Here is a 21,327-nt window from a genome sequence, read left to right on the forward strand (position 1 = left end):
GCTTTTGGGCGCGATGGACGCCCCGCCGACGGTCGCGTAACACCGTTTCGACGTCCGCAGCGATCCCTAGAGCCCCATGCGCCTGTTTCGCCTTCTCGCCGTGCTCTGCCTGGCCTCGAGCCTGGCCGCCTGCGGGTCGCTGTCGCGCGACGCCTACACCGCCAAGGACCTGGCCGGCCCCGCCCCCAAGGGCCTGGCCGAGCTGCGCTTCAACGCCAGCGACAGCGACGCGGCCATCCGCTTCGCCGAGCCGGCCCGCAAGCGCGCCTCGGCCCAGCGAACCTTCGACGTCCTGGCCCTGTCGGGCGGCGGTTCGAACGGGGCCTATGGCGCGGGCGTGCTGGCCGGCTGGACCAAGCGCGGCGAGCGGCCGGAGTTCGACATCGTCACCGGCGTCTCGACCGGCGCCCTGACCGCCCCCTTCGCCTTCTTGGGCCCCACCTGGGACGACCGCCTGACCGAGGCCTATACCGGCAAGGCGGCCGGCAGAATCCTGAAGGCCCGGGGCCTGGGCCTGCTGTTCCACACCAGCGTCTACAGCAACGGCGGCCTGAAAGCCCTGGTCGACGCCAATGTCACCCCCGACCTGCTGCAGGCCATCGTCGCCGAGCACAAGCGCGGCCGCCGCCTCCTGATCGCCACCACCAATCTGGACACCGAGGAGACGGTGATCTGGGACATGGGGGCCATAGCCAGCCGGGGCGACCCGGCCTCGATCCAGCTGTTCAAGGACGTGCTGGTGGCCTCGGCCAGCATTCCCGGCGTCTTCCCGCCCACCCTGATCGGCATCGAGGGTCCCAGCCGCCGGCTGTCGGAAATGCACGTCGACGGCGGGGTGACCATCCCGTTCTTCGTGGCCCCCGAATCCCTGCTGCTATGGACCGCCGCCAAGGGCCAGGCGCGACCCGGGCGGCTGTATGTGATCGTCAACGGCAAGGTCGGCGGCACGTTCGGCTTCACCAAGGGCAAGGCCGGATCCATCGTCGGCCGCTCGTGGGACGCCATGAGCAAGGCCCTGATGCGCACCCACCTGGCGGCCAGCAGCGCCTTCGCCCGCCGCAACGGCGGCCAGCTGTTCTACGCGGCCATTCCCGACAGCGCCGACGTCGACACCTCGGGCCTGGATTTCGCCACCGACAACCGCGCGACCCTGTTCCGCATGGGCTTCGAGCGGGCCGAGGCCGGCTGGGCCTGGAGCCTGACCGACGAGCCCGCCGAGGTCCCGCCGGGCGCCCCCACGGTGCCGGCTCCTCCGGCGATCGGCGGTCGGTGAAATCCCGCCGTGACGCGGGGTTAGGGTGAACGCAGACTCCAGGGTTGCGCCGGATCGACTCCGTCTCTAAACGGGCGGCTTAACCTGCAAGATGGTCGGCAGCGGGCGCGCGGATGTGCGCGACCGTGTCTCTGCGCGCGAGTGAACGATGTCGTTTCTCACACGGCCGTCCGGATCAAAGTCAAAGGCCACGGTTCAGGACCAAGATGCTCTCGCCATGTCGCTTCTCCCCAAGCCGGGGCCCGGACGTCGGCGACGCGCGGTCTGGTTCTTCATGTACGGCGGCGATCTGGACAGCCTGCGGACCGTGGCGGCCAAGGCCGGCTTCGAGATCCTGCCCAGCGCTGAAGACGATGGGCTGATCCTTAGGAAGAAGATGCCGCTCGATCCAATCTCGCTGCTCCTGATGAGGATGCAGGTGGGGCGATGGGCCGAGACCTACAATATTGACTATGACGGCTGGGAAGCCGGACTGATTGAGGACTGACATGCCCAAAAGAACAGACATCTCCTCGATCCTGATCATCGGCGCGGGTCCGATCGTCATCGGCCAGGCGTGCGAGTTCGACTATTCGGGCGTCCAGGCCTGCAAGGCGCTGCGCGCCGAGGGCTACCGGATCATCCTGGTCAATTCCAACCCCGCCACGATCATGACCGATCCGGACGTGGCCGACGCGACCTATATCGAGCCGATCACGCCCGACATGGTGGCCAAGATCATCGAGAAGGAGCGTCCCGACGCCCTGCTGCCCACCATGGGCGGCCAGACCGCGCTGAACACGGCGCTCGCCCTCGAAGAACAGGGCGTGCTGAAGAAGTTCGGGGTCGAGATGATCGGCGCCAAGGCCGAGGTCATCGACAAGGCCGAGGACCGCCAGAAGTTCCGCGACGCCATGGACAAGCTGGGCCTGGAAAGCCCCAAGTCCAAGGCCGCCCACAACATGGACGAGGCCCGCGAGGGCCTGGAGTTCGTCGGCCTGCCGGCGATCATCCGTCCGTCCTTCACCCTGGCCGGCACCGGCGGCGGCATCGCCTACAATGTCGAGGAGTTCGAAGAGATCGTCGCGCGGGGTCTCGACCTCTCGCCCACCACCGAGGTGCTGATCGAAGAGAGCGTCCTGGGCTGGAAGGAATACGAGATGGAGGTCGTCCGCGACACGGCGGACAACTGCATCATCGTCTGCTCGATCGAGAACATCGACCCGATGGGCGTCCACACCGGCGACTCGATCACCGTCGCCCCGGCCCTGACCCTGACGGACAAGGAATACCAGTGGATGCGCGCGGCGAGCATCGCCGTGCTGCGCGAGATCGGGGTCGAGACCGGCGGTTCGAACGTCCAGTTCGCCCTCAATCCCGCCGACGGCCGCATGGTCGTGATCGAGATGAACCCGCGCGTGTCGCGTTCGTCCGCCCTGGCCTCGAAGGCCACCGGCTTCCCCATCGCCAAGGTCGCCGCCCGCCTGGCCGTCGGCTACACGCTCGATGAGCTGAAGAACGACATCACCGGCGGCGCGACCCCGGCCTCGTTCGAGCCTTCCATCGACTACGTCGTCACCAAGATCCCGCGCTTCGCCTTCGAGAAGTATCCGGGCAGCGAGCCGCTGCTGACCACCGCCATGAAGTCGGTCGGCGAGGTGATGGCCATCGGCCGCACCTTCAAGGAAAGCGTCCAGAAGGCCCTGCGCGGCCTGGAAACCGGGCTGAACGGCTTCGACGAGATCGAGATCGCCGGCGCCGATGATCCGGACACCGGCCGCGCCGCCGTGATCCGCGCCCTGGGCACGCCCACGCCGGACCGCCTGCGCGTGATCGCCCAGGCCTTCCGCCACGGCCTGACGGTCGAGGAAGTGAACGCCGCCTGTTCCTACGAGCCCTGGTTCCTGCGCCAGATCGCCGAGCTGGTGCGCCAGGAAGGCTGGGTGAAGGCCGGCGGCCTGCCCACCGACGCGGCCGGCTTCCGCGCCCTGAAGGCCCAGGGCTTCTCCGACGCCCGCCTGGCCAAGCTGGCCGGCTCGACCGAGAAGGCCGTGCGCCTGGCCCGCCAGGACCTGAACGTCCGCCCGGTCTTCAAGCGCATCGACAGCTGCGCCGGCGAGTTCCTGGCCTCCACGCCCTACATGTACTCGACCTACGAGACCGGCGTTCTGGGCCAGATCCCCGAGTGCGAGAGCCAGCCTTCGGACCGCAAGAAGGCGGTGATCCTGGGGGGCGGTCCCAACCGCATCGGCCAGGGCATCGAGTTCGACTACTGCTGCTGCCACGCGGCCTTCGCGCTGGACCAGATCGGCATCGAGTCGATCATGGTCAACTGCAACCCCGAGACCGTCTCGACCGACTACGACACCTCCGACCGCCTGTACTTCGAGCCCCTGACGGCCGAGGACGTGCTGGAGCTGCTGCATGTCGAGATGAGCAAGGGCGAGATGGCCGGCGTCATCGTGCAGTTCGGCGGCCAGACCCCGCTGAAGCTGGCCCACGCCCTGGAAGAGGCCGGCGTGCCGATCCTGGGCACCACCCCCGACGCCATCGACCTGGCCGAGGACCGCGAGCGCTTCCAGCAGCTGCTGAACGGCCTGGACATCGCCCAGCCCGAGAACGCCATCGCCCGCACCTGGGACGAAGCGCGCGCCGAAGGCGACAAGATCGGCTTCCCGTTCGTGATGCGCCCCTCCTACGTGCTGGGCGGCCGGGGCATGGAGATCATCCGCGACCACGAGGCGATGGAGCGCTACATCGCCGGGGCCGGCGAGATCTCGCTGGAGCACCCGATCCTGCTGGACCACTACCTCAGCCGCGCCACCGAGGTGGACGTCGACGCCCTGTGCGACGGCAAGGACGTGTTCGTGGCCGGCGTGCTGGAGCACATCGAGGAAGCCGGCGTCCACTCGGGCGACTCGGCCTGCTCGATGCCGCCCTTCTCGCTGCGCGCCGAGACCGTCGAGGAGCTGAAGCGCCAGACCGTCAAGATGGCCCTGGCCCTGAACGTCCGCGGCCTGATGAACGTGCAGTTCGCCATCGAGGAGCCGCACTCGGAAAACCCGCGCATCTATGTGCTGGAAGTGAACCCGCGCGCCTCGCGCACCGTGCCGTTCGTGGCCAAGACCATCGGTCGCCCCGTCGCCGCGATCGCCGCCAAGGTGATGGCCGGCGAGACCCTGGCCTCCTTCGGCCTGAAGGACGTCCCCTACGACCACATCGCGGTCAAGGAAGCGGTCTTCCCGTTCGCCCGCTTCGCCGGCGTCGATACGGTGCTGGGTCCGGAAATGCGCTCGACCGGCGAGGTCATGGGCCTGGACTGGATCCGCGAGGGCGAGCAGGGCCTGGGCCCGGCCTTCGCCCGCGCCTTCGCCAAGAGCCAGCTGGGCGGCGGCGTCAAGCTGCCGACCGAGGGCACCGCCTTCGTCTCGGTCAAGGAAAGCGACCGCCCCTGGATCGTCGAGCCGGTGAAGCTGCTGCAGGCGGCGGGCTTCAAGGTGATCTCCACGGTCGGCACGCGCGGCTACCTGGCCGAGCAGGGGATCGAGGTCGAGCTGGTCAAGAAGGTGCTGGAAGGCCGTCCGCACATCGTCGACGTGATGAAGAACGGCGGCGTGCAGCTGGTGTTCAACACCACCGAGGGCAAGCAGGCCCTGGAGGACAGCTTCGAGATCCGCCGCACGGCCCTGATGATGAAGGTGCCCTACTACACCACCAGCGCCGGCGCCCTGGCCGCCGCCCAGGCGATCTCGGGCGCCCCGGCCGAAGCGCTGGAAGTGCGTCCGCTGCAGAGCTACCAGTAAGCCGACCGGGGACATGCGCATGCGCGTGTCCCCAGCCGCCTGACTCGACGAACCAACCGCCGCGATCCGCCGAAAGGCCGGTCGCGGCGGTTTTCGTTTGAGCCGTGCGCGTTGCAGTTATCCACAGGGCTGGCGCGGCCGGGGACATGCACTTGTGCGTGTCCCCATCAGCAGGCGCGGCGCTTCCCGTGGGCTTTCATGATGAGCTTGGGGACACGCACAAGTGCATGTCCCCGGCCGCGCCGATCATGCCTCTATCCCCGCTCCCGCCGAAACAAACCCCAACCAAACCAACCCCTTACACAAAAACGCACGTTTCCGATCCTAGGCCTCCGGAACGGCCGCACACTGTGGGCATGACCAAGACCGACATCCCCGCCTGGCTCGTGGAGCTGCAATACAAGCTGATCACCGCCCTGGACGCGGCCTGGAAGGTGGTGGACCGGGGCGACGATCCCGCCGCCGTCCGCCAGGCGCTCGACAAGGCCAAGGCCATCGGCCAGCTGGCCATGGTCGCCCGCAAGGTCGGCCTGATCGTCCCCTCCGGCCGCAAACCCCTGATGGACGCCGCCACGGCGGGCCTGCTGGCCACCAAGAGCGTCGGCGACCTGAGCGCCATGGTCCACGATCTGATCCCGCCGACGGCCACGCCCGTGGCGGCTCAGGCCGAGCACGCCAGGCGGGCGCTGGAGAAGTTGAAGGGCGGAAGGCGCGGGCGGTTGTAGCCATCACTTGCCCCCTTCGCGCCTTCGGCGCTCCTTCCCCCGGAGGGGGAAGAGGACGCGCGCTTTCCGTCCTCCGCCCCCTACGGGGGCGGACAGACCGCGAAGCGGTCAGGTGGGGGCAAGTGGGTGCGCCTCGGCCCCGCCCCCGTTGAGCCCCGCCCCGCCAACGGCTAAGCCATCCCCATGACCGCCGCCCCCTACACCGACGCTGAAGTCGCCGACCTCGCCGCTCGCCTGCTGGACCACTCCCTGCCCAAGGAAGCCTGGACCCACGCCGCGCACCTGACCGCCACGATGCGCCTCATCCGCACACGGAACGAGAACCTGGAACGCGACATGCCTCGCATTATCCAGACCTACAACGTCGCCGTCGGCGGGACGAACGACGACACCAGCGGCTATCACGAGACCATCACCCAGGCCTATCTGGCCGCCATCCGCGCCTTCGTCGCCGCCCTGCCGGCCGGCACTTCCGACGGCGAGGCGGCCGCGCGCCTCCTGGCCACGCCCATGGGCGACAAGGCCTGGCCCCTGACCTTCTGGTCGCGCGAGCGGCTGTTCAGCGTCGAGGCCCGCCGCGGCTGGGTCGAGCCCGACCTGAAGCCGCTGGAGGCGCCGGTCCCCGCGTGAGCGTCTTCCTCGCCGTCTATCTGGGCATTCTGAACCTGGCGACCTTCGCGATCTTCGGCTTCGACAAGGCCGCCGCCGCCGACAAGCGGTCGCGCGTGCCCGAGCGCGTCCTGCTGACCCTGGCCGCCCTCGGCGGCAGCCCCGGCGCCCTGCTGGCCCGCCCGGTCTTCCGCCACAAGACCCGCAAGCAGCCGTTCTCGGCCTGGCTCACCCTGATCGTCTTCGCCCAGGTCGCCGCCCTGATCGTGGGCTCGATCCTCTGGTGGCGGCGCTAGCGTCCCACCGACCCAGCCGCTCGAGCCAACCCCAGAACAGGCCCGTCAGCCCCGTCGCGGCGGTCGGCGGTTCCCACGACCCACGCCGCTTGCGCCCCTTGAGGAAGTCGTGGCCGCCGTCGATGGCGCGCTTGAGGGCCTCCTTATGGGCCGCCGCCTCGCGCTCGAAGCTCCCCTCGTCGTAGGGCCGCTCCTCCATCCGCAGGCCCTCGGTGAACCGCGCCGGCAGTTCGCGGATGTCGAAGTCCAGGTCCTGGCCGCCCTCGGCGTTGTAGCCGGGCGTCAGGGCGTACCAGTAGGTCTGGGGCCGGGTCCCCTTCCAGCTGTGGTAGATTTTCACCCCGCCGTGGCTGAGCACCAGCTTGGTCTTGTTCACGCCCACGTCAGCCCCTCCCCATCGTTCCAAGCATCAGCATAACCGCCGGCTTGACTGACGCTAGCGGCGCCCGGTCATGGTGGGCAAAAGCGGGAGCCAGCGCCATGATCGTCGTCCACCACCTGAACAATTCGCGCAGCCAGCGGGTGCTGTGGCTGCTGGAAGAGTTGGGCGTTCCCTACGAGGCCAAGCGCTACGAGCGCAACGCCCAGACCATGCTGGCCCCGCCCGAGCTCTTGGCCGTCCACCCGCTGGGCAAGTCGCCGGTGATCACCGACGGCGGCAAGACCATCGCCGAGACCGGGGCCATCGTCGAATATCTGATCGAGACCTACGGCCAGGGCCGGCTGATCCCGCCCGCCGGCACGGACGAGCGCCTGCGCTGGACCTACTGGCTGCACTATGCCGAGGGCTCGGCCATGACGCCGCTGCTGCTGAAGCTGGTCTTCACCGTCCTGCCCACCCGCGCGCCGGGCCTGCTGAAGGGTGTGGTCAAGGCGATCTCGGCCAAGGCCCAGAGCCAGATGATCGACCCGCAGCTGAAGGCCCACATCGACTATTGGGAGGCCGAGCTAACCAAGCACCCGTGGTTCGCCGGCTCGGAATTCACCGCCGCCGACATCGTCATGAGCTTCCCCCTGGAAGCCGCCGTGGCCCGCGCCGGCGCGGCCTCGCGCCCGCACGTGAAGGCCCTGCTGGAGCGCCTGCACGCGCGGCCGGCCTACAAGAAGGCCCTGGAGCGCGGCGGACCGTACGACTACGCCTCTTAGACCCGACCGGGGACATGCGCATGCGCGTGTCCCCAAGGCTGCAAACCACGTTGACCGAAAGCCCTGCACCGGGTGGGGACACGCGCATGCGCATGTCCCCGTCCCGAGCCCCTCTGCGACACGGCGTCGCCCGTTAAGCATGGTTAAGCATTCCCTCACGGACGCGGCCCATCCTGCCTCCTGAATCGCCCGGTTGCCGGGCGGCTGGAGCCCGTCTTGACCCAGGCTGGAACCCCGACAGGCGAACGGACCGCGCGTAGCGCGCTGCGGGCGGCCGGGCTGGTCGTGGCCTGCGGGGCGGCGATCCTGGTCACCCTGGGCGCCACCGTGGCCGCCGGCGCGGCGCCGCGCGATCCGGCCCGGGTGGCCGCCGTCTTTCCGCCGTGGTGGAGCTCGGCCCGGGCCGCCTCGGCCGCCGCCTCGGCCGGCCAGATCGCCGGCGCCGGCGGCGCGCCCTTCATCCTGATCCTGCGCGGCGAGCCCGACGCCCTGGAGCCCCGCCTGCGCGCGGCCGGCGCCTGGCTGCTGCTCGACCCCGACGCCGCCGGACAATGCACCCCCTTGGGCACCCCCCTCCCCCCGGAGACCCTCTGATGCGCCTGATCTTCTCGAACCTGGACGACCAGCGTCGCGTCGGCGCCCAGATGATCGCCCTGCTGACCGCCCTGATGATCCCGGTGGTGGCCCTGGCCAAGCTGGGCGTCCACGACTCGCCCATCGCCCTGACCGTGGCGGCGACGGCGGTGGCCGCCCTGGGGGGCGTCGCCCTGAAGGCCGGCGGGACCTTCGGCCGGGCCCTGTCGGGCGTGGCCCTGATGGCGCAGGTCTCGCTGCTGGTCGCCGCCCTGGGCGGCCACGCCTGGCAGATCGACATGCACATGGCCTATTTCGCGGCCCTGGCCCTGCTGGTGGTCTATTGCGACTGGACGGTGATCGCCGCGGCCGCCGCCACCGTGGCCGTGCACCACCTGGGCCTGTCCTACATCCTGCCGGCCGCCGTGTTCCCCGGTTCGGCGAGCCTTGGCCGCGTGATCGTCCACGCCGCCATTCTGATCGTCGAGGCCGGGGCCCTGATCGGCATCTGCGCCAACGTCAACCACATGTTCGGCGTCGCCCACCGCGCCCGCGCCAAGGCCGAGGCCGCCATGGCCGAGGCCCGCGAAGCCGACGAGGCCGCCGAGACCGCCCGCCGCAGCCAGGAGACCGACCGCGTCGCCCACGCCGCCGTCCAGGCCCAGGCCGAGCGCCAACGGGCCGACATGGTCGACGCCCTCGCCGAGAGCCTGTCGCGCCTGGCCAAGGGCGACCTGTCGGTGCGTCTGGTCGAGCGCTTCGCCGAGTCCTACGAGCAGCTGCGCGCCGACTTCAACCAGGCCGCCGGCAAGCTGTCGGACGCCCTGATCGTCATCGACGACCGCGTGGCCGGCGTGCGCCGGGGCTCGGACCAGATCGCCGACGCCGCCCAGAACCTGTCGCGCCGCACCGAGCAGCAGGCCGCCAGCCTGCAGGAAACCGCCAGCGCCATGGACGAGATCACCGCCACGGTGGGCCAGACCGCCGACGGCGCCCGCCGCGCCGCCCAGGTGGTGGCCCAGGCCCGCGAGGACGCCCGCCGCTCGGGCGAGGTGGTCGACGAGGCCGTGGGCGCCATGGGGGCCATCGAGACCTCGGCGACCCAGATCTCGACCATCATCGGGGTGATCGACGAGATCGCCTTCCAGACCAACCTCCTGGCCCTCAACGCCGGCGTGGAAGCCGCCCGGGCCGGTGACGCCGGGCGCGGCTTCGCGGTCGTCGCGTCCGAAGTGCGGGGCCTGGCCCAGCGCTCGGCCGAGGCGGCCAAGGAGATCAAGCAGCTGATCACCACCTCGACCAGCCAGGTCGGGACGGGCGTGGACCTGGTGGGCCGCACGGGCCAGGCCCTGGAGCGCATCGTGGTGCAGATCGCCGAGATCGACGGCCTGGTCAGCGAGATCGCCGCCAGCGCCGCCCACCAGGCCGACGGCCTCTCGCAGATCAACACGGCCGTGAACCAGATGGACCAGGTGCTGCAGCAGAACGCGGCCATGGTCGAGCAGACCGCCGCCGCCACCCAGACCCTGAACGGCGACGCCAGCCAGCTGGCCGGGCTGGTCGGACAGTTCCAGCTACCCCCGCAAGGTCAATCGGAACAAGGCCTGCGCAAGCGCGCTTGATCCCGAGCGACAACGGGATCAAGCTTGGCTTTCAGGGCGGGCACTTGCTTATCGCTAACGCGGCGCCTATCCTCTCAGCCCCCGGTCGTGCCCGCCAGCGTCCGGGAGTCTTCCTCCCCTAAGGCGAACCGAGCTAAAATCCGCAATGGAAAAAGTGCCGATGACCGCCGGGGGTTACCAGACCCTCGACGAAGAACTGAAGCGTTTGAAGACGATCGAGCGGCCGGCGGTGATCGCCGCGATCTCCGAAGCGCGCGCCCATGGCGACCTCTCGGAGAACGCCGAGTACCACGCGGCCAAGGAACGCCAGGGCTGGATCGAGGGCCGGATCGCCGAGATCGAGGACAAGATCGCGCGCGCCCAGGTGATCGACGTGACGAAACTGTCGGGCAAGCAGGTCAAGTTCGGCGCCACCGTCAGCGTGGTCGACGAGGACACCGAGGAAGAGGCCCGCTACCAGATCGTCGGCGACCACGAGGCCGACGTGAAGGAAGGCCGCATCTCGCTCTCCTCGCCGCTGTCGCGCGCGATGATCGGCAAGGAAGTCGGCGAGGTGGTCGAGGTCAACACGCCCGGCGGCGTGAAGGCCTACGAGATCCTCAAGGTCGAGTGGATCTAGGCTGACCTCTCCCGGTCAAGCTTAGGCCCCATTCCAAGGCCATTGCCTCCATAACGCCGGTGCGCCTAGCGTGCCGGCGTTTCGGCGTGCCTGGCCAGGATCGCGACGTGGTTGAAAAGAAACGACAGGACGGGGAGCCGGCCCAGCCCAAGCCCCGCGCGCCCAAGGCCGCCAAGGCGGCCGCGACGGCGCCTGTCCGGAAGGCCGCGCCCAAGGCCAAGGCCGCGCCGAAGACGCAAGCGCCCGTCGCGCCCGAACCCACGCCCGCCCCCAAGCCGCGCACGGCGGCCCGGCCCAAGTCGCGTCCGGGCGATGTCGAGACCGCGCCCGCGCCCAAGCCCGCGCCGCGCCCCAAGACCGCCAAGCCCGCGCCCAAACCCGTCGCCCCGCCCGAGCCCGAACTTCCCGCCCGCGAGCCGATCGTCATCTGGGCCATCTCCGACGGCCGGGCCGGCATCGAGGCCCAGGCCGTGGGCCTGGCCGAGGCCGTGGCCCGCCAGGTTCCCGCCAGGATCGTGGTCAAGCGCGTGGGCTGGAGCGGCCGCACCGGCCGCCTGCCCTGGTGGGCCAACTGGCTGCCGCGCCGCTGGCTGACCCCCGAAAGCGAGATCGCCGCCCCCTGGCCCGACCTGTGGATCGCCGCCGGCCGCGCCACCCTGCCCCTGTCGATCCGCGCCCGGCGTTGGTCGGGCGGCAAGACCTATGTGGTCCAGATCCAGGACCCGCGCGTGCCCGCCAACATGTTCGACCTGGTGATCCCGCCCCGGCACGACCGCCTGACGGGCGACAACGTGCTGCCGATCACCGGCTCGCCCCACCGCGTGACCCAGAAGCGCCTGGAGACCGAGTACGAGGCCTTCAAGGACCAGATCGACGCCCTGCCCCACCCGCGCGTGGCGGTGCTGCTGGGCGGCAAGTCCAAGGCCTTCGACCTGTCGGCCGTGCGCGCCGCCGAAATGGCCCACCAGATCCAGCTGCCGCTGGAGCAGGAGGGCGGCAGCCTGCTGATGACCTTCTCGCGGCGCACGCCCGAACAGGCCAAGGCCCTGCTGACCGCCCGCCTGCGCCACCTGCCGGGGATCATCTGGGACGGCCAGGGCCCCAACCCCTATTTCGCCTTCCTGGCGGCGGCCGACTACATCCTGGTCACCGAGGACTCGACCAACATGGCCACCGAGGCGGCCTCGACGGGCAAGCCGGTGTTCATCCTGAAGATGGACGGCCAGAGCCTGAAGTTCCGCCTGCTGCACCAGGAACTGGAAAGCCTGGGCGCGGCCCGCCCCTATGGCGGCGCCTTCCACGGCTGGACCTACGAACCCGTCGACGAGACCGCCCGCGCCGCCGCCGAGGTGGTGGCGCGGATGGACGCGCGGACGGCCAAGCCGGATTGAGGCGGAACGGCATCCAGTCGCGACCTATCCCCCATAACGGCCGTCATTCCGGGCCTTGTGCCCGGAACCCCTGGTTCAGCTTGCACGTGAAGCGCCAGCGGACCGCTAGCGGTCCGCCCCATCCGCACCTGCGGCGGACAGAGGGGTTCCGGGCACAAGGCCCGGAATGACGGAAGTTTAAGAGATTTGGCGAGCGAAGCATTGGTCTGCCCCGGACCGCCGGACTAGCCTCGCCATCCGCCCTCCTCTAGCTTGACCGCCAGTTGTCGTGCGTTCGGGGGTTTCATGTTTCGTCGTCTCGCGGTCCTGGCCGCCGCCCTGCTGTGCTGCGCCGCGACGGGAGCCCAGGCCGCGCCCGAGCCCTCGATGGGTCCGGGCGACCGCAAGGAATTCCACGACGGCCTGATGTCCAACCAGAGCATGCGCGAGCTGATGGAGATCGACCCGGAGGGCTACGCGGCCTTCGAGGAGAGCGTCTTCAACGACATGGTCGCCGGCAAGGTCGACGAGGACGGCGCGCGCAAGCGCACCTACGACTTCGCCCTGGCCACCCGCGCCAAGCTGGCCGGCGCCCTGGCCCAGGCTCCCGACGACGACTACATCGCCTTCGTCCAGATCCAGCTGGCCGCCATGAAGACACTGGGACGCTACAATCCCAAGGCCTGCTACGAACTGGTCGAGAACGGCGGCGTCAGCGAGGAGACCTCGCGCACCCTGGGCCCGGACCTGGTGGACGAACTGGCCAAGATCGGCCACGCCCAGCTGGTCGCCGCCCGGGCCGGGGCCAAGACGCCGGTCGTGCGCGAACCCTCCACCGAGGCCGATATCGACGCCGCCGTCCGGGACTATCTGGCGCGCGGCGGCGATCCGGCCTGGGTGCTGGGCATGGGCGACAACACCACCGACAAGCTCTCGTCGGAAGGCCGCTGCGCCAGCGCCACCAAGTGGGTCGAGGCGATCCTGGCCCAGCCCAAGCCCGTGGCGGCCCGGCTGCTGCTGACCGGGGAATAGGCGCCTGGACGGATCGCGCCCCCGCTATCCAAACCAGGCCCGTTGGACGATGATCGCCCGGTGATCCTCGCCGTCATCCAGGCCCGCATGGGCGACGAACGCCTGCCGGGCCGGCCTTCGATGCCGCTGGCCCGCGCGCCGGCCATCGTGCGCCAGATCGAGCGGGTCGCCCGCGCCCGGCGGATCGACAAGATCGTGGTCTCCACCACCACCGCCCCCGCCGACGACGCCCTGGAGGCGACGGTGCGGCGCGAAGCGATCGCCGTCCATCGCGGGCCGCCCCAGGACGAGCTGGCGCGCCTGGCCGGGGCGCTGGAGGCCCACCCGGCCGACCATGTGGTGCGGATCGGCGACGACAGCCCGCTGATCGATCCCGACCTGATCGACGCCACCCTGGACCTGCATCTGGCCGAGAAGGCCGACCACACCACCAACCGCTCGCCCGGAGCGGCCTTTCCGGCCGGCCAGGGGGTGGAGGTGATCACCGCCGAAGGCCTGCGCCGCCTGGCGGCCGAGAGCATGGCCCTGATGCTGCGTGGCGGCGGCGAGACCCGCCCCCCCGCCCGCTGGTCGTCCCTGGCCCTGTTGGCCCAGCCGGACCAGGGCGAGGTGCGCTGGGCGCTCGAGGGCCCGGCCGACTACGCCTTCGTGGCGGCCGTCTACGACGCCCTCTACCCGCTGGACCGCGCCTTCACCTCCGACGACGTGCGGCGGCTGCTGGCGCAGCGCGAGGACCTGGCGACGTTCGGCGGGGTGAGACGGCTGTGAGCTTCTCCATTCCGCCCATCTCTCTCAGCGCGTCATCCCGGGCCTTGTGCCCGGGACCCCTGGTTCAGCTTTCCGGTGAGATGCAAGCGGACCGCCGGCGGTCCGCCCCTCCCGCACCTGCGGCGGATAGAGGGGTCCCGGGCACAAGGCCCGGGATGACGGCAAGAAAAGGGGCGGCACGGTGATCACCCCCTCCATCCTCATCGTCCCCGACGCCGGACCGGCGGTCGGCGGCGGCCACGTCATGCGCTGTCTGACCTTGGCCCGGGCGCTTCAGGACGCAGGCGCGACCTGCATCGTCCTCGCCACCCCGGCCACGGCAACGGTGCTGGACGCCTTCGGAGCCGACATCGCCCGGATCACGACCGGGGCGCGCACGCCGGTCGAACTCGTCGAGGTCGCGGCAAAGGTAGCCGGAGATGCCGACGCCGTGATCATCGACCACTACGGCCTCTCCACCGACGACCACCGCGCCATCGCCGGCGGCAGGCCGACCCTGGTCATCGACGACCTGGCCGACCGCCCCCTGGCCGCCGACCTGGTGCTGGACTCCGGCCCGGCCCGCAAGGCCGCCGACTACGACGGCCTGATCCCGCCCGGCGCCGAACTGCTGCTAGGCCCCAACAACGCTCCCGTCCGTCCGGCCTTCGGCGCCTTGCGCAAGGAGGCCCTGGCCCGCCGCGCCGCCGCCCCGCCGGTGCGCCGCATCCTGGTCTCGCTGGGCCTGACCGACGTCGGGGGGATCACCGGCCGGGTCGTGGAGCTGATGCTGCCGCTGATGGGCGACACCACGCTGGACGTCGTGCTCGGCTCGGGCGCCCCCAGCCTGCCGGCCCTGCGCGCCCTGGCCGCCGCCGAGCCGCGCGTGGTCCTGCACGTCGACAGCCAGGACATGCCGCGACTCACCCTGGAGGCCGACCTGGCCGTCGGGGCCGGCGGCTCCACCAGCTGGGAGCGCTGCGTCCTGGCCCTGCCGACCCTGCTGCTGGTGCTGGCGGCCAACCAGCGCGAGGCCAGCGCCGCCCTGGCCGGGGCCGACGCGGTGCTGGCCCTGGACGTCGCCGCCCCCGACTTCGAGACCGCCTTCCGGACGCAGCTCTCCCGCCTGCTGGCCGATCCCCTGCTGCGCGACCGCCTCTCGGCCGCCTCGGCGGCGGTCTGCGACGGCCGCGGCGCCGCGCGCGTGGCCGAGCGGTTCCTGGCGGTGATCGGACGGGCTGGATAACGCCGTTCACCTGCCCCATCTTGGCTGTAACAAGGGGAGGCGAACATGGCCCAGAAGAAATCCGTCGTCGTCACCGGCGCCTCCACCGGCATCGGCTGGGCCGTCACCCAGACCCTGACCCGCAAGGGGCTCCACGTCTTCGCCAGCGTGCGCAAGGCCGCCGACGCCGAACGGCTGGTGGCGGCGTTCGGCGACGGGGTCACGCCCCTGACCTTCGACGTCACCGACGAGGCCGCCGTGCGCGAGGCCGCCGCCCAGGTCGAGGCGGTGCTGGGCGAGGCCACCCTGGCGGGCCTGGTCAACAACGCCGGCGTCGCCGTGGCCGGCCCGCTGCTGAACCTGCCCGTCGACGAGTGGCGCAAGCAGCTGGAGGTCAATCTGACCGGCGTGGTGATCGCCACCCAGGCCTTCGCCCCGCTGGTCGGCGCGCGCGGAACGGGACCCAAGAACCCCGGCCGCATCGTCAACATCGGCTCGGTGGGCGGGCGCAACGCCAATCCGTTCATGGCCCCCTACTGCACCACCAAGTTCGGGCTGGAGGGCCTGTCGGAATCCCTGCGCCGCGAGCTCCTGCCCTACGGGGTGGACGTGATCGTGGTCGCCCCCGGGGCGGTGGCCACCCCCATCTGGGACAAGGCCGACGAGATCGACGTGGCCGCCTATGCCGGCACCATCTACGCCCCGGCCCTGGACCGGCTGCGGGCCTACATGCTGTCGCTGGGCAAGTCGGGCCTGCCGCCCGAGCGCATCGGCGAGGTGGTGCACACCGCGCTGACCACCGCCCGCCCCAAGGTCCGCTACACCGTCACGCCCCAGCCGATGCAGCTGCTGATCGGCGGCCTGCTGCCCAAGCGGACCGTGGACCGGATCATCGGCAAGCGCCTGGGCCTCCTGCCCGGCGGCTAGCGCCAGCGTGCCGATCCCGCACGCCCAAGTCGCCCCGCAGGAGAATTTGGCACGCTGAAGCTGAACCCGGCGCGGGCCTCAGGCCCAACGCGGCGGGTCGAGCGGCAGGGTCTCCAGGGTTCGCCCCTCCTGGTCCAGGATGTGGACGCTCCACGAGCGTCCCTCGGCGAAAACCTCTGGATAATCACGCATCAAGGCGGCCGACAGGCGCACCGCCTCCTTCCGGGCCGTGGCCCGGTCTTTCAGCATCACACCGTCGGGATCGGGAAAGCGCTGCGCGCCCCGAACCTCGAAATGAAAGCGGGGCATCGCCAACGCCTCCTCTCAACGCCGCAGAATGCGCGATCCACGCAAGCCCGGCGCCAGCCCGACGAAGCAACGAGGACTTTCCCGCTTGGGATGCAGGGGTGCGACATTTCGCCCTAGCATCGGGCGGGATCGTCACGGCGGTCGTCCAGGCGCGAACGCCCGCTTGCCTCAACCCCATAGTGCAGGTTGTCTAGGCGCAAACTAGGCGAGCAGGCCGCGCGATGACCCAAGCAGCCCCACAGGCCCCCGAGGCCGACAGCATCTCCGGCAGCGCCCTCGGCGACGGGGCGACCGCGGTCGACAGCCTGGGCTTCACCCCCTATGTCGAGGCCATAGCGCGCTTCCTGACCGCCGACGCCACCAAGCCGCCCCTGACCATCTCCATCGAGGGCGAGTGGGGCAGCGGCAAGTCTTCGTTCCTGCTGCAGCTGGAAAACGCCATCGGCGCGGCGCGGACGCGCCGTCCCCTGTCGGAGCGTCTGCCGGAATGGCTGGGCGGGTTGAAGCCGAGCGAGCGGCCCGCCAAGGCCCTGAGCGTGCGCTTCAACGCCTGGCGGCACGACAAGCAGGACGCCCTGTGGGCGGCCTTCGCCCTGGCCTTCGTCAAGTCGCTGCGGGAAGAGGTCGGGACGTTCCGCGCCTGGCGCGGGGACATCCTGTTGTTCATCAAGCGGCTGAACGGGCTGGCGGCCTGGTTCGAGCTGGGGCTGATCCTGCTGTCGGCGCTGGCCCTGGCGTTCGGGGCCTTCGAGGTTTGGCGGCTGGTCACGCTCCATCAGGACGAGACCCGGCAGTTGTTGGACTGGCTGGTGACGATCAAGCCCGAGGACAAGACCAAGCCCAGCCTGATCCTTGGCGGCGAGCCCTTGCTGCTGGCCGCCTCCACCGGGACGGCCGGCATGATCGCCGCCGTCGGCATAGCCGGGCTTCTGAAGTTCGGCGCCTTCATCAAGCTGCCGCTGTCCTGGAAGCTGGAAAAGTACATCTCCAAGCCCGACTACGAGGGCCACGTCACGTTCATCGAGACCTTCCACCAGGACCTGAACCGGCTGATCGAGGCCTATGCGGGCAAGCGGCGCGTCTTCATCTTCATCGACGACCTGGACCGCTGCGACGTGCCGCGCGCCGCCGACCTGATGCAGGCGATCAACCTGATGATCGGCGACTCCCGCAACCTGGTCTTCGTCATCGGCATGGACCGCGAGAAGGTCGCCGCCGGCATCGCCCAGAAATACAAGGACATCCTGCCCTTCCTGCGCGACAGCGCCCACTGGAAACCCAACGACGAGAAGGACACCTACACCCCGCTCTATTTCGGCTACGGCTATCTGGAGAAGTTCATCCAGATCAGCTTCTCCCTGCCCGTCGCGGCCGACGAGAAAGCGCTCCAGAGCTTCTTCCGCGACACCACGCTCGCCGCGCCGCCGCCGGGGTGGTGGGCGCGGCTGGGGGGTTATTGGTCGGAACGGCTGCCCCTAGCCCGACCGGCCGCACCGTCCGAGGTGGAGAACGACGATCCGTCCGGGGGCGGTACGTCCGCGTTCACGTCCGCTCCTGGCCCCTCGGCGCCGCTCGCGCCTCCCCCGGACCGGGAATACAATCGGTTCGAGGTGGACCGGGACTCCGAGCGTATCCGCAACATCGTCAAGGTCGTGGGCGCGCTGTTCGAATACAATCCCAGGCGCATCAAGCAGTTCATCAACACCTTCCGGCTGTCGCTCTACATCGCCAGCGATCTTGGCCTCTTCGACAAGGAAGGGATGCGCGGCCCGGACGCCACGCCCGAGCAGATCGGCAAGTTCATCGCCCTGCTGCTGCGTTTCCCAGACCTGCGGTTCGTCCTGGAGCAGGACCCGTACATGTTGGGCAAGCTGCAGGAGGCGGCCTTGGCGACCCTGGTCGATCCCTCCGGGACCAAGCCGCCTTATCACTGGTTGGAGAAGCCCGGCGCGACCCAGCTGCTGACCTTCGGTTGCAACCCCGACCTGACCGGCGGACGCTATTCGCTAAATCGGTTCGACATCAGCCGCCTGTTCTCGGTGCTGCCGCGCGCGGTGCGGCCCACCGAGGGTCTGGACGCCGATATCGCCGCCTTCGAGGCTCTGGCCAACCGCTACGAGCGTCTGCGCGCCGCGGAATCCAGCAGTCTGTCGCGCACCCGAAAGATGACGGAGATCGCCAACGAGGCCCTCGGCCGGGCCTCGAATCTGTCGCCATGGTCCGTGCGCGAAATCCTGAGCAGGTTCGCGGAGGATGATCGACCCGGCCGTCGCTTGATGCGGATCCTGATCGCCATCGAGAACCAGAGCACGATCAATATTCTCTGGCTCGTAGGCTACAATCGGAACTTCGCCAGCGCCTTCGAGCACTATTGGTGCATCCGAGCGCTCATCACCTATGAGCGCGGGCTGGGTCCCTATCAGGCGGTGATCAGAACCGATCTTCAGACGCGCTGGAGCACGATCAGCGCCGATCCCGGCCGGGTTCGTCTCGCGCAGCTCCTGCTCGACATGACGTCGAAGCCGACATTGGAGGAGACCGTCGCTTCGGAGACACCGTCCGCCCCGCCGAGTGCGCCGCCGCCCAAGCAACCCGCACGCAAGACCGCGAAATCACCCGCCTCCAAGGCGAAAGTCACGCCCTCGAAGGCGCCCGCTCGAAAGGCTTCGGCCCCATCCCCGGCGCCGCCCGATACGAGACCCCTGCCGCGAAAGTCACCCCGCACCTGGCGCCCCGACGATCACCCGGACGAACTGCCGGAGGTCGACCTGCCTTGAGCCCGCCCCCTACCCCACCATGTCCCAAGCCAGAGGCTCGCCGCGCTTCAGCGCGCGGGCGGCCGGGCGGCCCAGCACCGCTTCGTAGTCGGCGGGGGGCAGGCCTTCGCCGGGGCGGACCGAGCGGACGTTGGCGCGGGTCAGGGGCTCGCCGGCGGCGACGTCGGCGGTGACGTAGAGCGAGCGGCGGAACTGGCGGTTGCCGCGCTCGGAGCCCAGGAGGTCGTAGTTCACCCCGCCCAGGGCCTTGAAGGCGTTGCGGGTGTCGTCGCACAGGGCGCGGAACTCGGCGGGCTCCAGGCTGAAGGCGGCGTCGGGGCCGCCGTCGGCGCGGGCCAGCGTGAAGTGCTTCTCGATGGCGCAGGCGCCCAGGGTGACCGCCGCCACCGAGGCGGCCGTGCCGGGCGTGTGGTCCGACAGGCCGATGGGGCAGCCGAAACGCTGGGCCATGTCGACGATGGTGCGCAGATTTGCATCTTCGAATTGGGCTGGATAGCTGGAGACGCAGTGCAGCAGCAGCACGCCCGGGGCGCCGGCGCTCAGGGCGGTGTCCAGCGCGGTCTGCATCTCGGCGAGGTTGGCCATGCCGGTGGAGACGATCAGCGGCTTGCCCTGCTTGGCGGCGTAGCGGATCAGCGGCAGGTCCACGGCCTCGAACGAGGCGATCTTGTAGGCCGGGGCTTCCAGGCCCGACAGCAGGTCGACGGCGGTCTCGTCGAAGGGGCTGGAGAAGATCGTCACCCCGCGCGCGGCGGCGCGCTCGAACAGGGCGCCGTGCCATTCGTAGGGGGTCTGGGCCTCCTGGTAGAGCTCGTGCAGGCTGCGCCCGTCCCACAGGCCGCCGCGGATCTTGAACTCGGGACGGTCGACGTCCAGCGTGATGGTGTCGGCGGTGTAGGTCTGCAGCTTGATCGCGTCGCAGCCGGTATCGGCGGCGGCGTCGATCATGGTCAGGGCGCGCTCCAGGCTGCCGTTGTGGTTTCCCGACAGCTCACAGATCACATAGGGCGGATAGTCGGCGCCGATCCGGCGGCCGGCGATCTCGATGAAGGGGGCGGTCATGGGCGGGCTCGTGGGGCTTTCGTCCATATTAACCCTGAAATCGTGGACGAGGCGTCAATCGCCTAACGCCCGACCTCGATCACGGTCGTATCGCTGGCGAGGACGGCTTCCAGTTCTGACCATGCCGCGTCCAGGCGCGCCTGAAGAACTTCACGCCGCATATTGCCGAAACGTACCCAAAGGATACGGGCCCTGGGCGTTCGGCTGCGCGCCCACTCGACGAAATCCCTGTCCTTGGTCACGATGACATAGCCGCCGGCTATGGCCCGATCCCAAATCTCCGCGTCGGGAGCATTCAGCGCCGAGAGCGAGGCGACGTGCCGCGCCTCGTGCCCCCTGGCCTCGAACCAGGCTTCAAGGCTTGGCGGCAGCTGCGCGTCGATCAGGAATTTCAAGCGGCCACGACGGCTGTGTCGGCCATCGCCGCCGCCGCGTAGGCCAGGGCGGCGCGAACGTCGTCAGGTTCGAGGTACGGATACTCCTCGACGATCTCGGCCGAGGTCATGCCCGACGCCAGCATTTCCAGGATGTCCTGGACCCGCATCCGGAGGCCACGGATGCAGGGACGCCCTCCAGCCTTGCCGGGCTCAATGGTGATACGGTCGAGCAGAGCGTTCATGCGCGAACGATAACGCCAAACCTTGAATGCGCCTAGCGGACGACCTCAGTCGCCGCCGCCCCCACCATCCCCGCCGCCACTGTCGCAGCTTCCACCGTCCGAGCTGTCAGAACCGCTGTCGAAGCAGTTGTCGTCCGTCCGGTCGTCGCTCGACGTGCTCGACATCCAGGACGAATAGGAACTGTCGTAGGTCGAGGTGTCGTCGCCGACGGATCCGCCCTCGCCGCCGGTCGCAGGCTTGCCGTAGAGGGCCGAGTAGCGGACCACCGCGTAGATGATCCCGCCGAACACCACGCCGAACAGGATCCCCGCGCCGGGCATGCCGGTGATCAGCCAGGCCAGGCCGCCGAAGCCCAGGCCGACGATCAGGCCGCTGGGCAATCCCTTGAAGCCGATCATCGGTCCCATCGGCCCTAGTCCTTGCCGGCGTCGGCCCGGCCCATCGCCAGGCCCAGGGCCACGCCCAGGCTGATCCCCAGGCCGACGCCGATGGCGATGTTGTGCAGGGCCGCGCCCAGGCCGGCGCCGAGGGCGACCCCGAGGCCGATCCCCACGCCCATGAACTTGTTTGGCTTCATGTCCCCCTCCCCGATGCTCGCGCGGAGTCGCGCACG

General features: G+C 69.9%; 23 protein-coding genes. 16 read left to right on the forward strand and 7 right to left on the reverse strand.

What is annotated here, in order from left to right:
- Window positions 1-76 precede the first annotated feature (76 nt).
- The 6 genes from AC07OA_RS02380 (at window position 77) to AC07OA_RS02405 (ending at window position 6,685) form a co-directional block, all read left to right on the forward strand.
- Complete coding sequence (locus AC07OA_RS02380; RefSeq protein WP_494662157.1) at window positions 77-1,273, forward strand: patatin-like phospholipase family protein; 1,197 nt, start codon at window positions 77-79, stop codon at window positions 1,271-1,273.
- A 217-nt stretch (window positions 1,274-1,490) separates the two neighbouring features.
- Window positions 1,491-1,760 (forward strand): hypothetical protein, encoded by a 270-nt coding sequence (locus AC07OA_RS02385; RefSeq protein WP_494662158.1) that lies wholly within the window; start codon window positions 1,491-1,493, stop codon window positions 1,758-1,760.
- 1 nt (window position 1,761) lies between these two features.
- Window positions 1,762-5,055 (forward strand): carbamoyl-phosphate synthase large subunit, encoded by a 3,294-nt coding sequence (gene carB / locus AC07OA_RS02390; protein WP_494662159.1) that lies wholly within the window; start codon window positions 1,762-1,764, stop codon window positions 5,053-5,055.
- A gap of 356 nt (window positions 5,056-5,411) precedes the next feature.
- Window positions 5,412-5,780: a hypothetical protein gene (locus AC07OA_RS02395; RefSeq protein ID WP_494662160.1), complete on the forward strand. Its 369-nt coding sequence runs from the start codon at window positions 5,412-5,414 to the stop codon at window positions 5,778-5,780.
- A 183-nt stretch (window positions 5,781-5,963) separates the two neighbouring features.
- Window positions 5,964-6,410 carry a hypothetical protein gene (locus AC07OA_RS02400; protein WP_494662161.1) on the forward strand — a complete coding sequence of 149 codons (447 nt, stop codon included), beginning with the start codon at window positions 5,964-5,966 and terminating at the stop codon, window positions 6,408-6,410.
- The gene (locus AC07OA_RS02405) at window positions 6,407-6,685 is read left to right on the forward strand and encodes a DUF1294 domain-containing protein (protein ID WP_494662162.1); all 279 of its coding nucleotides are present in this window, start codon (window positions 6,407-6,409) and stop codon (window positions 6,683-6,685) included. Before AC07OA_RS02400 ends, AC07OA_RS02405 begins: the two co-directional genes overlap by 4 nt.
- On the opposite strand, the gene AC07OA_RS02410 is transcribed toward AC07OA_RS02405, so the two are convergent.
- Window positions 6,618-7,067, reverse strand: a complete 450-nt coding sequence (locus tag AC07OA_RS02410; protein WP_494662163.1) for a hypothetical protein — start codon at window positions 7,065-7,067, stop codon at window positions 6,618-6,620. The two genes, AC07OA_RS02405 and AC07OA_RS02410, sit on opposite strands and share 68 nt — an antisense overlap.
- 98 nt (window positions 7,068-7,165) lie before the next feature.
- On the opposite strand from AC07OA_RS02410, the gene AC07OA_RS02415 reads away from it, so the two are divergent.
- From AC07OA_RS02415 to AC07OA_RS02455, 9 genes are all read left to right on the forward strand, one after another.
- Window positions 7,166-7,831, forward strand: a complete 666-nt coding sequence (locus AC07OA_RS02415; protein WP_494662164.1) for a glutathione S-transferase family protein — start codon at window positions 7,166-7,168, stop codon at window positions 7,829-7,831.
- A gap of 216 nt (window positions 7,832-8,047) precedes the next feature.
- The gene (locus AC07OA_RS02420) at window positions 8,048-8,425 is read left to right on the forward strand and encodes a hypothetical protein (RefSeq protein ID WP_494662165.1); all 378 of its coding nucleotides are present in this window, start codon (window positions 8,048-8,050) and stop codon (window positions 8,423-8,425) included.
- Complete coding sequence (locus tag AC07OA_RS02425; protein ID WP_494662166.1) at window positions 8,425-10,026, forward strand: methyl-accepting chemotaxis protein; 1,602 nt, start codon at window positions 8,425-8,427, stop codon at window positions 10,024-10,026. The genes AC07OA_RS02420 and AC07OA_RS02425 overlap by 1 nt, the downstream gene beginning before the upstream one ends.
- 145 nt (window positions 10,027-10,171) lie before the next feature.
- On the forward strand, window positions 10,172-10,645 hold the full coding sequence (greA, locus tag AC07OA_RS02430; RefSeq protein WP_494662167.1) for a transcription elongation factor GreA: 474 nt from the start codon (window positions 10,172-10,174) through the stop codon (window positions 10,643-10,645).
- Window positions 10,646-11,064: 419 nt separating this feature from the next.
- Complete coding sequence (locus tag AC07OA_RS02435) at window positions 11,065-12,036, forward strand: mitochondrial fission ELM1 family protein (protein WP_494662906.1); 972 nt, start codon at window positions 11,065-11,067, stop codon at window positions 12,034-12,036.
- Window positions 12,037-12,321: 285 nt separating this feature from the next.
- Window positions 12,322-13,047 carry a hypothetical protein gene (locus tag AC07OA_RS02440; RefSeq protein ID WP_494662168.1) on the forward strand — a complete coding sequence of 242 codons (726 nt, stop codon included), beginning with the start codon at window positions 12,322-12,324 and terminating at the stop codon, window positions 13,045-13,047.
- Between the two features lie 60 nt (window positions 13,048-13,107).
- Window positions 13,108-13,815, forward strand: a complete 708-nt coding sequence (locus tag AC07OA_RS02445; RefSeq protein WP_494662169.1) for a cytidylyltransferase domain-containing protein — start codon at window positions 13,108-13,110, stop codon at window positions 13,813-13,815.
- A gap of 181 nt (window positions 13,816-13,996) precedes the next feature.
- The gene (gene pseG / locus AC07OA_RS02450; RefSeq protein WP_494662170.1) at window positions 13,997-15,040 is read left to right on the forward strand and encodes a UDP-2,4-diacetamido-2,4,6-trideoxy-beta-L-altropyranose hydrolase; all 1,044 of its coding nucleotides are present in this window, start codon (window positions 13,997-13,999) and stop codon (window positions 15,038-15,040) included.
- Window positions 15,041-15,085: 45 nt separating this feature from the next.
- Entirely contained in the window at window positions 15,086-15,946 is an 861-nt protein-coding gene (locus tag AC07OA_RS02455) for an SDR family oxidoreductase (RefSeq protein WP_494662171.1), read from the forward strand.
- 78 nt (window positions 15,947-16,024) lie between these two features.
- Here the strand turns inward: AC07OA_RS02455 and AC07OA_RS02460 are convergent, their stop codons facing one another.
- Complete coding sequence (locus tag AC07OA_RS02460; protein ID WP_494662172.1) at window positions 16,025-16,255, reverse strand: DUF6894 family protein; 231 nt, start codon at window positions 16,253-16,255, stop codon at window positions 16,025-16,027.
- Between the two features lie 221 nt (window positions 16,256-16,476).
- On the opposite strand from AC07OA_RS02460, the gene AC07OA_RS02465 reads away from it, so the two are divergent.
- Window positions 16,477-19,032, forward strand: coding sequence for a KAP family P-loop NTPase fold protein (locus AC07OA_RS02465; RefSeq protein ID WP_494662173.1), 2,556 nt, complete (start codon window positions 16,477-16,479; stop codon window positions 19,030-19,032).
- Between the two features lie 9 nt (window positions 19,033-19,041).
- On the opposite strand, the gene pseI is transcribed toward AC07OA_RS02465, so the two are convergent.
- From pseI to AC07OA_RS02490, 5 genes are all read right to left on the reverse strand, one after another.
- The gene (gene pseI, locus AC07OA_RS02470; RefSeq protein ID WP_494662174.1) at window positions 19,042-20,094 is read right to left on the reverse strand and encodes a pseudaminic acid synthase; all 1,053 of its coding nucleotides are present in this window, start codon (window positions 20,092-20,094) and stop codon (window positions 19,042-19,044) included.
- Between the two features lie 62 nt (window positions 20,095-20,156).
- Window positions 20,157-20,489 carry a DUF5615 family PIN-like protein gene (locus tag AC07OA_RS02475; protein ID WP_494662175.1) on the reverse strand — a complete coding sequence of 111 codons (333 nt, stop codon included), beginning with the start codon at window positions 20,487-20,489 and terminating at the stop codon, window positions 20,157-20,159.
- Window positions 20,486-20,713, reverse strand: a complete 228-nt coding sequence (locus AC07OA_RS02480; RefSeq protein WP_494662176.1) for a DUF433 domain-containing protein — start codon at window positions 20,711-20,713, stop codon at window positions 20,486-20,488. Before AC07OA_RS02480 ends, AC07OA_RS02475 begins: the two co-directional genes overlap by 4 nt.
- Before the next feature lie 45 nt (window positions 20,714-20,758).
- A complete protein-coding gene (locus AC07OA_RS02485) occupies window positions 20,759-21,121 on the reverse strand; it encodes a hypothetical protein (protein ID WP_494662177.1) in 363 nt (120 codons plus the stop codon).
- Between the two features lie 5 nt (window positions 21,122-21,126).
- Window positions 21,127-21,291: a glycine zipper domain-containing protein gene (locus tag AC07OA_RS02490; protein WP_494662178.1), complete on the reverse strand. Its 165-nt coding sequence runs from the start codon at window positions 21,289-21,291 to the stop codon at window positions 21,127-21,129.
- Window positions 21,292-21,327: the final 36 nt, after the last annotated feature.

The organism is Caulobacter sp. GW821-FHT09B08 (assembly GCF_059418225.1).

Bases quoted from the DNA above. Each gene is read 5' to 3' on its own strand.
- carB (WP_494662159.1), top strand. From the start codon at position 1,762: ATGCCCAAAAGAACAGACATCTCCTCGATCCTGATCATCGGCGCGGGT.
- AC07OA_RS02395 (WP_494662160.1), top strand. From the start codon at position 5,412: ATGACCAAGACCGACATCCCCGCCTGGCTCGTGGAGCTGCAATACAAG.
- AC07OA_RS02465 (WP_494662173.1), top strand. From the start codon at position 16,477: ATGACCCAAGCAGCCCCACAGGCCCCCGAGGCCGACAGCATCTCCGGC.
- AC07OA_RS02385 (WP_494662158.1), top strand. From the start codon at position 1,491: ATGTCGCTTCTCCCCAAGCCGGGGCCCGGACGTCGGCGACGCGCGGTC.
- pseI (WP_494662174.1), bottom strand. From the start codon at position 20,094: ATGACCGCCCCCTTCATCGAGATCGCCGGCCGCCGGATCGGCGCCGAC.
- greA (WP_494662167.1), top strand. From the start codon at position 10,172: ATGGAAAAAGTGCCGATGACCGCCGGGGGTTACCAGACCCTCGACGAA.
- AC07OA_RS02380 (WP_494662157.1), top strand. From the start codon at position 77: ATGCGCCTGTTTCGCCTTCTCGCCGTGCTCTGCCTGGCCTCGAGCCTG.
- AC07OA_RS02400 (WP_494662161.1), top strand. From the start codon at position 5,964: ATGACCGCCGCCCCCTACACCGACGCTGAAGTCGCCGACCTCGCCGCT.
- AC07OA_RS02440 (WP_494662168.1), top strand. From the start codon at position 12,322: ATGTTTCGTCGTCTCGCGGTCCTGGCCGCCGCCCTGCTGTGCTGCGCC.
- AC07OA_RS02485 (WP_494662177.1), bottom strand. From the start codon at position 21,121: ATGGGACCGATGATCGGCTTCAAGGGATTGCCCAGCGGCCTGATCGTC.
- AC07OA_RS02460 (WP_494662172.1), bottom strand. From the start codon at position 16,255: ATGCCCCGCTTTCATTTCGAGGTTCGGGGCGCGCAGCGCTTTCCCGAT.
- AC07OA_RS02425 (WP_494662166.1), top strand. From the start codon at position 8,425: ATGCGCCTGATCTTCTCGAACCTGGACGACCAGCGTCGCGTCGGCGCC.
- AC07OA_RS02480 (WP_494662176.1), bottom strand. From the start codon at position 20,713: ATGAACGCTCTGCTCGACCGTATCACCATTGAGCCCGGCAAGGCTGGA.
- AC07OA_RS02415 (WP_494662164.1), top strand. From the start codon at position 7,166: ATGATCGTCGTCCACCACCTGAACAATTCGCGCAGCCAGCGGGTGCTG.
- AC07OA_RS02490 (WP_494662178.1), bottom strand. From the start codon at position 21,291: ATGAAGCCAAACAAGTTCATGGGCGTGGGGATCGGCCTCGGGGTCGCC.
- AC07OA_RS02455 (WP_494662171.1), top strand. From the start codon at position 15,086: ATGGCCCAGAAGAAATCCGTCGTCGTCACCGGCGCCTCCACCGGCATC.